Source organism: Clostridium sp. AF27-2AA, from assembly GCF_003478505.1.
Taxonomy (GTDB): domain Bacteria; phylum Bacillota; class Clostridia; order Lachnospirales; family Lachnospiraceae; genus Brotaphodocola.
In genome coordinates this window covers 1-15,290 of sequence record NZ_QUFI01000009.1, presented here as the reverse complement: position 1 = coordinate 15,290, position 15,290 = coordinate 1, and the positions used below count along the sequence as shown (strand labels likewise).

13 protein-coding genes are annotated in these 15,290 nt (G+C 50.2%); 4 read left to right on the top strand and 9 right to left on the bottom strand.

Annotation, left to right across the window (positions count from 1 at the left end; genetic code table 11):
* Positions 1-59: 59 nt before the first annotated feature.
* The 3 genes from DWY84_RS06680 to DWY84_RS06670 are packed head-to-tail and all read right to left on the bottom strand — an operon-like array spanning position 60 to position 1,831.
* Complete coding sequence (locus tag DWY84_RS06680) at positions 60-812, bottom strand: tRNA threonylcarbamoyladenosine dehydratase (protein WP_118531913.1); 753 nt, start codon at positions 810-812, stop codon at positions 60-62.
* 15 nt (positions 813-827) lie between these two features.
* Positions 828-1,148: an AzlD domain-containing protein gene (locus DWY84_RS06675; RefSeq protein ID WP_118531911.1), complete on the bottom strand. Its 321-nt coding sequence runs from the start codon at positions 1,146-1,148 to the stop codon at positions 828-830.
* The gene (locus tag DWY84_RS06670) at positions 1,145-1,831 is read right to left on the bottom strand and encodes an AzlC family ABC transporter permease (protein WP_118531910.1); all 687 of its coding nucleotides are present in this window, start codon (positions 1,829-1,831) and stop codon (positions 1,145-1,147) included. The genes DWY84_RS06675 and DWY84_RS06670 overlap by 4 nt, the downstream gene beginning before the upstream one ends.
* Before the next feature lie 373 nt (positions 1,832-2,204).
* Between DWY84_RS06670 and DWY84_RS06665 the strand changes: the two genes are divergently transcribed.
* Positions 2,205-2,762 carry a manganese efflux pump MntP family protein gene (locus DWY84_RS06665; RefSeq protein ID WP_118531909.1) on the top strand — a complete coding sequence of 186 codons (558 nt, stop codon included), beginning with the start codon at positions 2,205-2,207 and terminating at the stop codon, positions 2,760-2,762.
* Between the two features lie 155 nt (positions 2,763-2,917).
* A complete protein-coding gene (locus DWY84_RS06660) occupies positions 2,918-4,324 on the top strand; it encodes a sodium:alanine symporter family protein (RefSeq protein WP_118531907.1) in 1,407 nt (468 codons plus the stop codon).
* Here DWY84_RS06660 and DWY84_RS06655 read toward each other — a convergent pair.
* From DWY84_RS06655 to DWY84_RS06645, 3 genes are all read right to left on the bottom strand, one after another.
* On the bottom strand, positions 4,316-5,134 hold the full coding sequence (locus tag DWY84_RS06655; RefSeq protein ID WP_118531906.1) for a histidinol-phosphatase HisJ family protein: 819 nt from the start codon (positions 5,132-5,134) through the stop codon (positions 4,316-4,318). The two genes, DWY84_RS06660 and DWY84_RS06655, sit on opposite strands and share 9 nt — an antisense overlap.
* A gap of 248 nt (positions 5,135-5,382) precedes the next feature.
* A complete protein-coding gene (locus DWY84_RS06650; protein WP_118531904.1) occupies positions 5,383-6,051 on the bottom strand; it encodes a hypothetical protein in 669 nt (222 codons plus the stop codon).
* Between the two features lie 209 nt (positions 6,052-6,260).
* The gene (locus DWY84_RS06645) at positions 6,261-7,418 is read right to left on the bottom strand and encodes a winged helix-turn-helix domain-containing protein (RefSeq protein WP_182434927.1); all 1,158 of its coding nucleotides are present in this window, start codon (positions 7,416-7,418) and stop codon (positions 6,261-6,263) included.
* Between the two features lie 275 nt (positions 7,419-7,693).
* On the opposite strand from DWY84_RS06645, the gene DWY84_RS06640 reads away from it, so the two are divergent.
* On the top strand, positions 7,694-8,824 hold the full coding sequence (locus tag DWY84_RS06640; protein WP_118531902.1) for a DUF362 domain-containing protein: 1,131 nt from the start codon (positions 7,694-7,696) through the stop codon (positions 8,822-8,824).
* 12 nt (positions 8,825-8,836) lie between these two features.
* On the opposite strand, the gene rsmH is transcribed toward DWY84_RS06640, so the two are convergent.
* The 3 genes from rsmH to tyrS all read right to left on the bottom strand — a co-directional run bounded on the left by rsmH (position 8,837) and on the right by tyrS (position 13,202).
* On the bottom strand, positions 8,837-9,922 hold the full coding sequence (gene rsmH / locus DWY84_RS06635; RefSeq protein ID WP_118531900.1) for a 16S rRNA (cytosine(1402)-N(4))-methyltransferase RsmH: 1,086 nt from the start codon (positions 9,920-9,922) through the stop codon (positions 8,837-8,839).
* A gap of 23 nt (positions 9,923-9,945) precedes the next feature.
* Positions 9,946-11,826, bottom strand: a complete 1,881-nt coding sequence (gene recQ, locus DWY84_RS06630) for a DNA helicase RecQ (protein ID WP_118531899.1) — start codon at positions 11,824-11,826, stop codon at positions 9,946-9,948.
* A 149-nt stretch (positions 11,827-11,975) separates the two neighbouring features.
* Positions 11,976-13,202, bottom strand: coding sequence for a tyrosine--tRNA ligase (tyrS, locus tag DWY84_RS06625; protein WP_118531898.1), 1,227 nt, complete (start codon positions 13,200-13,202; stop codon positions 11,976-11,978).
* 602 nt (positions 13,203-13,804) lie between these two features.
* Between tyrS and sstT the strand changes: the two genes are divergently transcribed.
* On the top strand, positions 13,805-15,028 hold the full coding sequence (sstT, locus tag DWY84_RS06620; RefSeq protein WP_118531896.1) for a serine/threonine transporter SstT: 1,224 nt from the start codon (positions 13,805-13,807) through the stop codon (positions 15,026-15,028).
* Positions 15,029-15,290 lie beyond the last annotated feature (262 nt).

Here is a 15,290-nt window from a genome sequence, read left to right as displayed (position 1 = left end):
ATAGAGGAAGGCGGTCTCTTTCACTTCCGGACCTTTATTTAGCTTTGTAACTCAAATTTTTATTTTACCAGATCTTTGATGACTTCTGACGCAATGATCAGTCCCACCACGGACGGAACAAATGCAGTGGAACCCGGGATGGCCCGGCGCTCGGTACATTTGTGCTCGGCTCCCGGCGGACAGATGCAGTGATTTCGGCAGCTGATGGACATATCCTCAACGGGTCTGATCGGCTGCTCTTTGGAGTACACGACCTTCAGCTTTTTGACGCCGCGCTTTTTCAGCTCCCGACGCATAACCTTTGCCAGCGGACAGACGGACGTTTTATAAATGTCCGCCACCTCAAACATAGCCGGATTCAATTTATTTCCAGCTCCCATGCTGCTGATGACCGGCACCTGTTTCTCCTGTGCCTCCATGACAAGCTGAAGCTTTGCCGTCACTGTATCCACTGCATCAATCACATAGGAGTACTTGGAAAAATCAAAATCATCTTTCGTCTCCGGCAGATAAAAGCATTTGTAGGTGGTAACCTTACATTCCGGATTGATATCATGGATGCGCTCTTCCATCACGTCTACCTTATATCTTCCAACGGTTTTTCTGGTGGCTATGATCTGACGGTTTAGGTTGGTCAGGCACACCTTATCGTCATCGATGATATCTATGGCTCCCACACCACTGCGCACCAGTGCCTCCACAGCATAACCGCCTACTCCACCGACACCAAACACGGCGACTCTGGACTGTGCCAGCCGCTCCATGGCTTCCTTCCCAAATAATAATTCTGTTCTTGAAAACTGATTTAACATCGTATTTACCTTTCTCTAAATCATATGTACCAACGCCATGTACACCACCGTTCCCGCGGTGATGCTCAAAATGGAACTCTTCTTCCAGAGATGGACCATTGCTGTTACCGCGACACCTGCAAGCAGAATCAGATTATCCTGAAGCGCGGACTCTGGAATACTCTTTAGGCAGTATACCACAAGAGTAGCCATAATTGCCATAGGAAATACCTTACCCAGATATTCCATCCGTTTTGGAAGCTCCCTCTTATTCAATAGAAGAAACGGCAATGCGCGCAGACCAAAGGTCAGCGCAGCCGGAACCAGAATCGACAATAAAATATGAATTGATCTCATTGTACTTGTTCCTCTTTTCCAGGTGTAAAAATCAACAGGAGCACCGTTGTTACAAGCAGTGATGGCAGCATAAACCGCGATGCGCCAAAGACCAGAAGAAATGCTGCTGCACTTGTCCCGCCAATAACTGCCGTAGCATGGTTCCTGCACTTTTTCCACTGATCGATCAGAATCGTAACAAACAGCGCCGTCATACAGAAATCTACTCCATCAAAATCAAAAGGAATCATCTGCCCCAAAAGTGCGCCCACCAAAGTCCCGCTCAGCCAGTATGCCCGGCTGAGCCACGCAATGTCAAACATAATCTGATGCCGGTCCAGATTCTCCGGATACTCCAGGGAACAGTACAGTGCATACGTCTCGTCTGTCAGAGAAAAGATCATGTACGGATAACGCTTTCCCATACTCTTAAATTCTTTTAAAAAGGTTACTCCATAAAACATATGGCGGCAGTTCATAGCCAGAGCCGTGAACGCAATAGTAGCAATCCCTGTTGCCGCGGAAAGGAACGATACCATAACAAACTGAAACGCACCGGTATAAACCGTGAGACTGACCAGATAAGCCCAATAAAATGGGAATCCGGCCTGGTTCATCATGATTCCAAATGCCATGCTTAAGAATAAATAACTGAACATGATCGGAACGGTCTTTCCCAGTGCGTATTTCAATTCTCGGTTCATCGGCAGGTTCCTCAGCTTTCATGTGTTCGAACGAAATTATAAAGCAATTAACCCACTATGTCAATATGTATTATGAATTCAAGCGTCGTATGAAAAGTTCCCTTTCAGGATGGTTAGCATTGACCAACTCCCGCTCTGTTGAGTAGAATAAGCAGAAGATAAGGGAGTAGTCGCCAGGCGCCAGCCTGGAGCAGAGTCAACACACTGGTGCATACGCATCTGGTTCTGCTTAATGCATAAAGATGTAGCAAATGATGAGACTTGTCTGCAGGATTTTTTCTGCAGACAGGTCTCTTTTTATATCATTCGGAAATTGCGTTTTATCATGCGGCATTCCACATAAAATGTATGAAAGAAACAGGAGGATTTTCCTATGTCGCTGATCGAATTATTTCTTCTGGCAGCAGGCCTTTCCATGGACGCCTTTGCCGTTTCCGTCTGTAAGGGCCTTTCCATGCAGAAGATGCGCGCAAAGCATGCGCTCGTAATCGGCCTGTATTTTGGCGGCTTCCAGGCCCTCATGCCCTGGATCGGCTATATGCTGGGCATCCGTTTCCAGGGTGCCATCAAAGCGTACGATCACTGGATTGCGTTTATCCTGCTTGGCATCATCGGTTTTAACATGGTGAAGGAATCCATGGACAATGAGACCGAGTCCTGTGATGCCTCCATCGATGTCAAAACCATGCTAATTCTGGCCATAGCCACCAGCATTGACGCACTGGCCGTCGGCGTCACCTTCGCATTTCTGGATGTCCGGATTCTGCAGGCAGTCAGCTTTATCGGCTGTACCACGTTCATACTTTCTGTGATCGGCGTTAAAGTCGGCACTGTATTCGGAGTCCTCTACAAGTCCAAAGCAGAACGGACCGGCGGCATCATCCTGATCCTGATCGGCCTCAAAATTCTGATCGAGCATCTGTTCTTCTAAAGAACCGGTACTTTATTTTTTTTCGTTTTATTGGTACTGTTCACACATGTGTACCCAGTAACGTTTTTTCCTTACTGCGCCACGTTTTGCTATACATTTTTTCCCGATTATGGTATCATTTTCTGGTATTTTTACTATGAAAGAAAGGTATCCCTATGTTAAACACCATCGAATCCATCAACAACGTGATCAACAATTTCATCTGGGGAGTTCCTGCCATGATCTGCATCATCGGTGTCGGCCTTTATTTAAGCTTTGGCCTGCACTTTTTGCAGATCTGCAAATTCCCTTACGCAATCCGCGTGACCATCGGACGCATCTTCCGCAAGCGCAATGCCTCGGACGGTGCCATGACACCGTTCCAGGCGGTCTGTACGGCTTTGGCAGCGACCGTCGGCACCGGAAATATTGCCGGTGTAGCAGGCGCTATTGCCATCGGCGGACCGGGTGCTGTCTTCTGGATGTGGGTTTCCGCAGCCCTGGGCATGTGCACCAAATTCTCCGAAGTAACCTTGGCCGTCCATTTCCGGGAGACCAATAAAAACGGCGACCTGGTAGGTGGTCCTATGTACTACATCAAAAATGGTCTTGGCCCGAAATGGCACTGGCTGGCAGTCCTCTTCTCTACCTTTGGGGTGCTGACTGTATTCGGAACCGGAAATGCTACCCAGGTCAATACCATCACCACCGCCATCAACTCTGCCCTGGAAAACTACAGCCTGATCTCAGACCAGTCAAAACCTGTTGTCTGCCTCGTGACCGGCATTGTGCTGGCTGCTCTGGTAGCCCTCGTGCTCTTAGGCGGCGTAAAAAGAATCGGAAACGTAGCAGAAAAGCTGGTTCCCTTCATGGCACTGTTTTACATCCTGCTGGCCCTTGGCGTAATCCTGCTTCACGCAAACCGCATTCCACTGGTATTTTCCATGATCTTTGAGGGTGCCTTCCATCCGCAGGCAGTAACCGGCGGCGTCATCGGAAGCTTCTTCACCAGCATGAAACGCGGCGTATCCCGAGGTATCTTCTCCAATGAGGCCGGCCTCGGTACCGGTTCCATTGCCCATGCATGTGCCGATACCAAGAAGCCGGTGAAGCAGGGGTTCTTCGGCATCTTTGAGGTATTTACCGATACCATTATCATCTGCACATTAACCGCGCTGGTCATCCTGTGCAGCGGTGTTACTGTCAACTATGGACAGGCAGCCGGCGCAGAGCTGACCATCTCCGGCTTTACCTCCACCTACGGAAACTGGGTATCCATCTTCACCGCCATATCCATGTGCTGCTTTGCCTTCTCCACCATCATCGGATGGGGACTGTACGGCGCACGCTGTATTGAATTTATCTTCGATGAAAAGATCATCAAGCCCTTCATGGTCGCCTACTCTCTGGTAGCCATCCTGGGTGCCACGGTAGATCTGGGCCTGTTATGGAGCATTGCAGATACCTTCAACGGTCTCATGGCCATTCCAAACCTGATTGGTGTATTCTTGCTGTCCAAAACGGTATTTAAGCTGACCAGGGAATATTTTGAAACGGAAGGAAAGGACCCTTTTTTATCCTAACGGAATTTCCCGGAAACCGTCTTTGCTCCATACTGTTACCTTCCGAAAGCCGCACTCATACGCAATTTTTCCTGCCTGATCGAAAGCGTAGGCAATGGTGTCCGCGCTGTGACTGTCGGAATTGATCATGATGCGGCCGCCCATGGCATGGAGTTCTCTTAAGAGAATCGGATTCGGATATGGCGCAGTACGGTAGCCGCGGGACATGGCGCCGGTATTGATCTCAAAGGGAAGTCCCTGGCTGTGCAGCTTCTTCATAGCATTCAGTGCCGGTTCCAGATAGTCATCCTTTGTCTCATCAAAATATCGATAGGCTTCATTGAACTTGGTGAGCAGGTCAAAATGCCCCACCCAGTCGCAGTGAAGCTTATCGTAGACCGTGGCCTCCAGTTCGAAATAATCCTGTGCCATGGCATACCAGTCGCCGTTCCAGAATGTTTCCACAGCCTGCACCAGCTTTTCCTCCGTGTCATCCACCGTGACCAGATGCCCGTCTTTTAATATGCTGTGAGTAGAGCCGATGGCATACTCTGCCTGCTGTACCGGCCCCAGCGTATCCAGTTCAATTCCGATATAAATATTCATCTTCCCGGCATACTCTTCCCTGAGTGCCTCCAGTTCCCGCTTGTAGGCTGACAATATCGCATCCGACATGCCAAATCCCTGCTCCCACATGGAATAATCCGCGTGGCCGGAAATACCAAAATCTGTCAGGCCCATGCCGTATGCCGCCTCCACCATCTGGCGGGGCGTACTTTTGCCGTCACAGTAGGTTGTGTGTGTGTGAAAATCCGCACGAAGTTTTCTCATTTTCTTAATCCCCTTTTTTATCCTGCATATGGCAGCATTCCAAAACATTCATACTCGCTGACACCGTTGATCTTCCACTCCCATGCGTCTGCGTCTTTGACAACCGGAATGCGGCAGCTGCGTCCATCATCCATCCCTCCCATATCATTTTCATCGCAGTGATGCAGAAAAATGCCCTGCCGCAATCTCTTTCATGCGGACAGGACATTCCCTGCTTATTTTGTCAGCCAGACTGTGCTGCTGAATTTTTATTTTGCAAACAATACCAGCTTCTGTGCCTGGTTCTGGTCATCACTCCATACCAGCAGATTGCTGCCCTGCTCCACGTCCTCCAGAGAAACAATCTGTCTGGTCAGATACGGCATGATGCGGCAGTCTGCAGAAACTGCATATTCCTTACCTGCTGCAGACACGAGAGTCCAGCTTCCATCTGCGTTAGCCGTCATAGACACTGCTGTGATATACTCCGGTGCCTTTTGGTCTGCCGGAATCTTACCAATGACAACCTCGCCGGTTGTCTGCGGCGGCAGGCTCATGGTCATGGCCGGTCCGATGTAGACATATACCGTCTCGCCTGCCTGAAGCTCCTCTGCCTCCAGCGGATAACCGTTCTCGCCGTCCAGAATCAGAGTATCACCGGAAATATTCACGATCACCTCGCCCTCATAGATATTGCCGGACGGACAATCCATGTCAATACTGCCGTTATCTGCGCTGATGATGCTTCCCCAGATCGGTGCCTGCTCCTGTTCTGCGTCCGGACTTTGTACCCCCGGTCCGACTGCCTCGATCTGGCTCATGCCGTTTCCCGCTGTAATGGTCGGGGACTGTGCTGCCATGGCGGTGAGGACACCGGCTGCTGTCATCAGTACTGCCATGCCGACAGCGGTAATGGTCTTGTTAGTTTTTCTGCTCATAATTTCTATCTCCTTATCCGTAATCATGGTTCGGTGACGGAAGATACCCCGGGGTACCTTTTTCCTGCCTCCGTATCGTATTGGTTACAGTTTTCAGCTGTTTCCTTAACACACCCACAGTATAACAGAGAGATCTCTTAATTACCATTGATTATTATGAACGTTTCTCTTAAGGATTTATTACCGCCTGACAATATCCATGAGCCACATTATGGCTCATGCGGACAGATATCGCGCAGCTCACATCGCAATGTGATCTGCGGATTCCGGTTGATCGCACAATAGCGTTCCTGAATACGCTCCCTTGCTGCTTCACCGCCCTGCTGCCCTGTGCTTGCCAGGAGTACCAAAAACTGGTCGCTGCCATAGCGTGTGTACAGATCAGAGCAGCGGATTGTTTTCTGGATCGCACTTTCCAGGCTGGAACGGGCACCTTCCAGCATCCCTGAAGATTCCAGCTCCGCTCCCTGCGGGCCGACCAGAGTCAGTAAAAGCAGCTGGGACGAAATTCCCTCCCGGGCAAAAACCCGCATCATAAACTGGTAAATGTCAACAAATTCCAGATACTCGCATGAAGTTGCTCCCGGCTTAAGCAGCATCGGCATCAGGTCTTTCTGGATCTGCTCCATTTCCACCACTTCATACTGCATCATATTTTTTGCCTTCAGATACTGCTCCTTTAAGTCCTGTGACAGAAACGGAGTGCAAGTCTGCCGCGCCTCCGTCTCCAGAGCTTCATAATACTCCACGGCTTCCCGGTAACGTTTCATATCATTGAGTGACTCCAGCTTCATACACTGCCATTCTTCAGACGGATAGCGTTTTAATACCAGTTCGCAGTCCTCTAACAGCTCAGCATAACGTTTCTGGCTTTTTAACTGACTCGTCAGTTCCCTCAGTGCCCTCATGTATAATTCCCGGAAACGCCAGCTGGTTTTTCCGACCCACTCATCCGAAACCATATCCGGCATAAAATCTCCACTGCAGGTTTTGCAGGCAGCCGTCAGAAGCTCCACTCTGTGCACCGGATCAATTTCTTCAAAGCCAGCCTTGACCAGTTTTTGAAATGTCTCCACATCCAGCTCTGTCTCCAGTGGCTGGTTATTCCATGTATAACGTCCGCCCTTGGTAGAAATGTATTCTCCTTCCGGAAGCCCGGATTCCTGGATGCTTCGGCGCAGCCGGAAGATCATGGCGCGCAGGGAATTGCTGGACTGACTATCATTTTCGTCTGCTCCGTACAGACGCCAGATCAGTTCACTTCTGGTAACCCCCTCTCCTCTCCTGCAGATCAGCAGCAACAGCAGATGGATCATCTTGGCACTCAGCCATTTTCCCAGCTGGATCTGCTGTCCCTGATATGTCATACGAAAGCTTCCGAACATCTGAACATAAATTTTATCTGGCTCTATTTCATTCTGTCTTTCCACGCAAGTCACCTATCCTTTTCTCTTATACTTTGTTCCGCATCATCATTTACACAAATTGTCTTTATAAGAGTACACGTTCTAAAAGGAAAAAGCAATGCAAATGTAAAATAATTATCAAGCGATCATAGGGAATTGTTGAAAAATTTTTTCGATTATAATAAAATATATTTTGGGATTTACATAACAGAACTGACAGGAGGAATTTATCTGACATGGAACGATCAAAAGTATACTTTACCGACTTTCACACGATTGCATTTGGTGACGGTCTTCCTACAAAGCTGAAAAAACTCATTAAAAAAGCCGGCATATCAGAGCTGGATATGGACGGCAAATTTGTAGCGATCAAAATGCATTTTGGTGAGCTTGGCAATATCAGCTATCTCCGACCGAACTATGCCAAGGCCGTTGCAGATGTGGTAAAAGAATTTGGCGGCAAGCCATTCCTCACAGACTGCAACACCATGTATCCGGGCAGCCGGAAAAACGCTCTGGAGCACCTGGAATGTGCCTGGGAAAATGGATTTACTCCGCTTTCTGTTGGCTGCCCTATCATCATCGGCGATGGATTAAAGGGCACCGATGATATCGAAGTTCCGGTAAAAGGCGGTGAATATGTAAAGGCAGCCAAGATTGGACGTGCTGTTATGGATGCAGATATTTTTATCAGCCTGACCCATTTCAAGGGGCATGAAATGACCGGCTTCGGCGGCACCATCAAAAACATTGGCATGGGCTGCGGTTCCCGTGCCGGAAAAACCGAGCAGCACTGCAGCGGAAAACCATATATCAAGGAACGTAAGTGCCGCGGTTGCAGACGCTGCCAGAAGGAATGTGCCAACGGCGGCCTGGTCTTCGATGAAGCAGCCAGAAAAATGCACGTAAACCAGGAGAACTGCGTCGGCTGCGGACGCTGCCTTGGAGCCTGCAACTTTGATGCCATCCATTTCGATAATAATAACGCAAACGAACTGTTAAACTGCCGCATGGCAGAATATACCAAGGCTGTCGTAGACGGCAGACCGAACTTCCATATTTCCCTGATCGTGGATGTTTCTCCAAACTGTGACTGCCATGGCGAAAACGATGTCCCGATCCTACCAAACATCGGCATGTTCGCGTCCTTCGACCCGCTTGCCCTTGATCAGGCCTGCGTAGATGCCTGCATGGCCGCACAGCCAATGCCGGGAAGCCAGCTGGCAAAGCATCTGGCAGATCCTGACTTTCATGATCACCATGACCATTTCACAAACTCCACCCCGGAATCAGAATGGCGTTCCTGCCTGGAGCATGCTGAGAAGATCGGACTCGGCAGCCGTGACTATGAACTGATCCGGATGTAATTCTGCTATTTCTTATTCTGCTCGCACAGCCCAGCGCAGCTTTGTAGATCTTGCGCGGCTGTTGCGGACACATTCTTCTGCAGACGGGCGGATGACATCGTCTGAAATCTCAGAGTAAAGTCCTGCTTTCCGGTACTGTTTAAAAGATTTCTTTACCATGCGGTCTTCGCCGGAATGGAAAGTCAGAACAGCCACCCGGCCGCCCGGCGCCAGAACATGCGGAAGCTTGTCGAGAAAGGCATACAACACCTCAAACTCACTGTTTACGTCAATGCGCAGCGCCTGAAAGGTTCTTGCGCAGGCTTTCTTTACTGCTTCTTTGCGCTCTTTTTCCGGGATAAAGCTGAGAGCCTCTTCAATGAGTTCCCGCACTTTTGTGGTAGTGTCCACCTTCTCACCACGGCGGACCGCACCGGTGATGCAGCGGGCAATCTCCTCCGCATATGGCTCATCGGAGTTTTCCACCAGCATCCCGGCCAGTTCTTCCCGATCTACTTCTTTTAACCGTTCTGCGGCAGAAATGCCGGCCTGCGGATTTAAACGCAGATCCAGCGGGCCGTCAAATTTGTAGGAAAAACCGCGTTCCGGATTATCGATCTGCATAGAGGATACGCCAAGATCCGCCAGAATAAAATCGAACGGACCAGCCTCCTCCGCGATCTGGTCGATATCTGCAAAATTCATCTGGCGCACAGTCATAATGTCCTCGCCAAATCCCAGATCTTCCAGTCGTTTCTTTGTCTTTACAGACTCGATCGGATCTACATCCAGGCCGTAGATATGGCCCTCGCCCTGCAGCTGCTCTAACATTGCACGCGTATGGCCGCCATAACCCAGAGTTGCATCCAGGCCTTTTTGTCCCGGCCGGATCTGTAGAAAATCCAGAATTTCCTTTACCATGATCGAGATATGCATCCCGGCCGGTGTTCCGCCCTTCTGAATGACATGCTCAATGGTATCTGCATATTTTTCCGGGTTCAGCTCTTTGTATTTTTCTTCGAATCTTCTCGGATGAGTTCCTTTGTAGCGGACGCGGCGTTTGTGCGGTGTCTGCTGCTGTTCCGGGTTTTGATTCCTGTTCTGATTCTTTTCTTCCATATATATTGATAACTCCTTTCTGCTCACACATGCTCCGCAATCCGCTGCAGAAACCGTGCGCCATACTTCTCAAATTTATGCTCTCCCACGCCGGATACCTCCAGCATTTCTGCCTTGTTCTCCGGACGCAGGCGGCACATAAGCACCAGGGTCTTATCAGAAAATACAATGTAAGGCGGCACACTCTCTTCCCTTGCGATCTCGGTTCGCAGGCCGCGCAGCGCCTCGAAAAGGAGTTCTTCCTCCTCCGTGAGAACCACGGAAGCCGCTGTTTTGAGTTTCTTCTTTTTACCCTTTGTATCGGCAGATTCCTTCGGTGCCTTGTCCTGCTCCTTTGCCATTTTCATAAGAAGCGGGCCATGTTCTGCCTGCTGTTCCGGATCCAGAAGCTGCGCGGATTTTTTCGTCAGCTGCAGGATGGCGTAGGTGTCATCGGTTACACTTAAGTAATCGTGCATCAGCAGATAGTTTAATACCTGGCGCATGCGGTAAGCAGGAACCTTGGCGAACTGGCCATACTGCGGCACCTCATCCATGCGGTACTGACGGATTTTCGCCGTCTTTGCGCCGCGCAGGGTATCCAGAACCACATTCACGCCATAGCGCTGCCGGCAGGCAGCCACGCAGCCGATGAGTCCGATGGCATACTCGGTCACATCCACCTCTTCAAACTGCGTCAGGCAGTTCTGGCAGTTGCCGCAGTAACAGGAGGAACCGTACTCGCCAAAATACTTCAGGATGTACTCCCGCAGACATTCGTTGGTATAACAGTAATAGGTCATCTTTCGCAGACGGTCGCGGTCCCGCTCTTTTACGATCTGAGCTGTGTAAGGATCCAGCTCCTGGTTTTCCTGGCTGTTCTCAATGAAAAACTGGTTGGTGATGACATCCTGGCCACTGTAATAGAGAATGCACTCTGCCGGTTCCCCGTCACGCCCGGCTCTTCCAGCCTCCTGATAGTAGGATTCCACGTTCTTCGGCATGCCGCAGTGCAGAACAAACCGCACGTTGGATTTGTCAATGCCCATGCCAAACGCGTTGCTGGCTACCATGATGGGCGAACGGTCATAGAGGAAATCATCCTGGTTCTGCCGCCGCTCTGCGTCGCTGAGTCCCGCATGATACCGGGTAGCCGCAAAGCCATCCGCGCGCAGGCGCTCGCAGATTTCTTCCACGTTTTTGCGGGTCAGGCAGTAAATGATGCCGCTCTCCCCCGGATGTGTTTCCAGGTAATGATGAATGGCGCCGTAACGGTCCTTGGGCGTCATAACCCCAAAGTATAAGTTTTTCCGGTCAAAGCCGGTGGTCTCCACCGCCGGTTCCCGAAGCTGCAAAATGTCGATGATATCGTCCCGCACCTCTTTTGTGGCGGTGGCGGTGAACGCGCTGACCACCGGGCGCACCGGCAGGCGGTCGATAAATTCTGTGATTTTTAAGTAGCTGGGACGGAAATCCTGTCCCCACTGAGAGACGCAGTGGGCCTCATCCACTGCCACCATGGAGATGTTGGCGTTCAGGGCGAAGGACAGGAAGCTGTCCGTTAAAAGCCGCTCCGGTGCCACATAAATGATAGGATAACGCCCCGCTCTCGCGAAATCCAGTGCCTTAAAATACTGGTTCTGGGTCAGGGAGCTATTTAAATAGGCCGCATGGACACCTGCCTGATTCAAGCCCTCCACCTGGTCCTTCATCAGGGAGATGAGGGGCGAAATCACCAGGGTGATGCCCGGAAATAACAGCGCCGGAACCTGATAGACGATGGATTTTCCCGCGCCGGTCGGCATAATGCCAAGCACATCCTTTCCCGCAAGGATGGCGTTGATCAGGTGCTCCTGGCCCGGCCGGAAGCTATCGTAGCCGAATACCTGCTTTAACACCTGATATTTATCTGTAAATGTTGTCATAAAATCCTCATATATAAAATTTGCAAATGGTTGCAAAAATCCCCTGTGGCAGTTTCGTGCGAATGGTTCGCATCCTCCTGCCGCAGAGGATCTTTTGTCTGTTTCTGCTTTTGCGATGTCAGGCCAATATTCCGGCCTGTTTTCCTTTTTTATTCAGCAGTTACCTTCATGAATTTCTTCTTGCCGCGTTTTACAACCATGCCTTCGCCGGCAAAATCTTCCCTCGTGTAGGATGCCTTGATATCCTTCACCTGCTCACCGTTTACCGATACACCGCCCTGCTCTACGTTTCTTCTTGCCTCAGAACGGGTCGGAGCCAGGCCGGATTTCTGCAGGACTGCCAGAATATCGATGCTGCCGTCGGTAAAGTCCTCAGCAGTTAAGTTGTAGCTCGGCATATTTTCCATGCTGCCCTGACCGCTGAACAGTGCGCGTGCTGCGGTCTGCGCCTTCTCTGCCTCTTCCTCTCCATGAACCAGCTTGGTCAGCTCGTATGCCAGGATTTCTTTTGCGGTATTTAACTGGCTGCCTTCCCATTTGTCCATCTCATCGATCTGCTCAAGCGGCAGGAAGGTCAGCATGCGCAGGCACTTTAATACATCGGCGTCTGCCACATTTCTCCAGTACTGGTAGAATTCAAACGGGGTGGTCTTATTCGGATCTAACCATACAGCTCCGGACTGGGTCTTGCCCATCTTCTTGCCTTCAGAGTTTAACAGCAGGGTGATGGTCATCGCATGCGCATCCTTACCTAATTTACGGCGGATCAGCTCAGTACCTCCTAACATGTTGCTCCACTGGTCATCGCCGCCGAACTGCATGTTGCAACCATATTTCTGGTATAACATATAGAAATCATAGCTCTGCATGATCATGTAGTTGAACTCTAAGAAGCTTAAGCCTTTCTCCATGCGCTGCTTATAGCACTCTGCGCGCAGCATATTGTTGACAGAGAAGCATGCGCCAACCTCACGCAGCAGCTCCACATAATTTAACTTCAACAGCCATTCTGCATTATTTACCATGAGTGCCTTTCCATCAGAGAAATCAATGAAGCGGCTCATCTGCTCTTTGAAGCAGTCGCAGTTATGCTGGATCATCTCCGGGGTCATCATCTTTCTCATGTCGGTACGTCCGGACGGATCGCCGATCATACCGGTACCGCCACCGATGAGGGCGATCGGCTTGTTGCCTGCCATCTGCAGACGTTTCATCAGGCAAAGTGCCATGAAGTGACCAACGTGCAGGCTGTCCGCAGTCGGGTCAAAGCCGATATAAAAGGTTGCTTTGCCTTCATTTACCATTTTTTTGATTTCTTCTTCATTTGTAACCTGGGCGATAAGACCGCGGGCTACCAGCTCTTCGTAACAGTTCATAGCTGATTCTCCTTTTTTCATTACTTTTTATTGTTTCACAGGATGCAATTTCCAATTTCCTATGAAATAAAAAACTCGTCCTCCCGGCCGGAGCCAGAAAGGACGAGGGACGTCTCGTGTTACCACCTTACTTCACAGACAGCTCACACTGCCTGCCTCAGTGAACAAACTGCCTGCTGTGCCGGATTTCCCTGAAAGAATGCCGACTGCCGCATCTTTGTTCCAGCCTGATAACGGATGCTGTGCTCCGGCGCAGCCTACTGAAAACCACAAAGGTTTTGTTCGATGCGCGGCTCCGGGATGTATTCGCAGTGCGTCTCCCGCGCGCCTCTCATCTGCCGGCTGCTTTCTGTGCGGTACCTCGGACTGTTACTTGTTCCCTTCTATGCCTGGGATATATGTGTAATTGCATACATACTTATACCGCATTATAAAGGGGATGTGTAAAAATGTCAAGTGCCTGATGTAAGGATACGCATCCTGTGGAAATACACTCTCTCCAAAATGTCCGTGTATAAAAAACATTTGTATTACTTACACACATTGTGTATAATAGCCTTTGGACTTTTATCCACTATCCAATGAAAGAAAGAGGAAAGATTATGAAAAAGCTATTTGAAGCCTGGTGCGGCATCAGCCTTGTCAAACGGATCGTTGCCGGCCTGATCATTGGTGCTGTCCTGGGTCTTGCGCTTCCGCAGTTCTCCGCCATCGCCATTCTCGGCAGTGTCTTTGTAGGTGCCTTAAAAGCGGTCGCGCCGCTTCTGGTATTCTTCCTGGTCATCAGTTCCCTGTGCCACTCCGGTAAGAGCCACGGCGGCGTTATCCGCACCGTGATCATTCTGTATATGTTCAGCACCTTCCTTGCCGCAGTGATCGCCGTGATCGCCAGCATGATGTTCCCGATCACCCTGACGCTGGCCGAGGGTGCATCCGATCTGGCTGCCCCGGAAGGTATTGTGGAGGTATTAAGTTCTCTGCTCCTGAATATGGTAAGCAATCCGGTTCAGTCCATTGCAAGCGCCAACTATATCGGTGTCCTGGTTTGGGCTGTACTCTTCGGCATTGGCCTGCGCGGTGCCAGCGAAACCACCAAGAACATGTTTGGTGAGATTTCAAACGGACTTGCAAGAGTAGTTACCTGGATCATCAGCTTTGCTCCGTTCGGTATCCTGGGCCTGGTCTTCAACACCGTTTCCGAAAACGGACTTGCCATCTTTACCGAATACGGAAAGCTGCTGGCTGTTCTGGTCGGCTCCATGCTGTTCATTTATTTTGTCACAAACCCGATCCTGGTATTCTGGTGCATCCGCAAGAATCCATATCCGCTCATCTTTAAATGCTTAAAGAGAAGCGCCATCACCGCATTCTTCACCAGAAGCTCCGCAGCCAACATCCCGATCAACATGGAGGCCTGCGAGGAAATGGGCCTGGATAAGGATACTTACTCCGTCACCATCCCGCTGGGTGCAACCATCAACATGGACGGTGCAGCCATCACCATCACCGTTATGGCTCTTGCCACTGCTCACACCCTCGGCATTGCAGTCGATATCCCGAGTGCCATCATCTTAAGTGTCCTGGCTGCTCTGTCTGCCTGCGGCGCATCCGGTGTCGCAGGAGGCTCCCTGCTGCTGATCCCGATGGCATGTTCCCTGTTTGGCATCCCGAATGACATTGCCATGCAGGTAGTCGGCGTTGGTTTCATCATCGGAGTCATCCAGGATTCCGTAGAGACTGCCCTGAACTCTTCTTCTGACCTGCTTCTGTCCGCATCCGCAGAGTTCCGGCAGTGGAGGCTGGAAGGAAAAGAAATTAAATTTTAAAATAACAATATTGAGACGGAACTAATAAAGAGTCCGGGCGTACTGGAAATTGAATTCTTACATTTTCACATATCCGTTGTTTGCTTGCTTTCGCTGACACGCGTTCGCCTGTGTCGGATTAACATCCGCCACAGACGAACGCGTGTGCTCAAGATGCAAACACCTGGATATGCAGAAAATTCCAGAATTCAATTCCCCGCACACCCTGCTTTATTGGCTGTGCTACGAAAAGAATAGTGGCTGCAGGCATGTATTGGTCTTG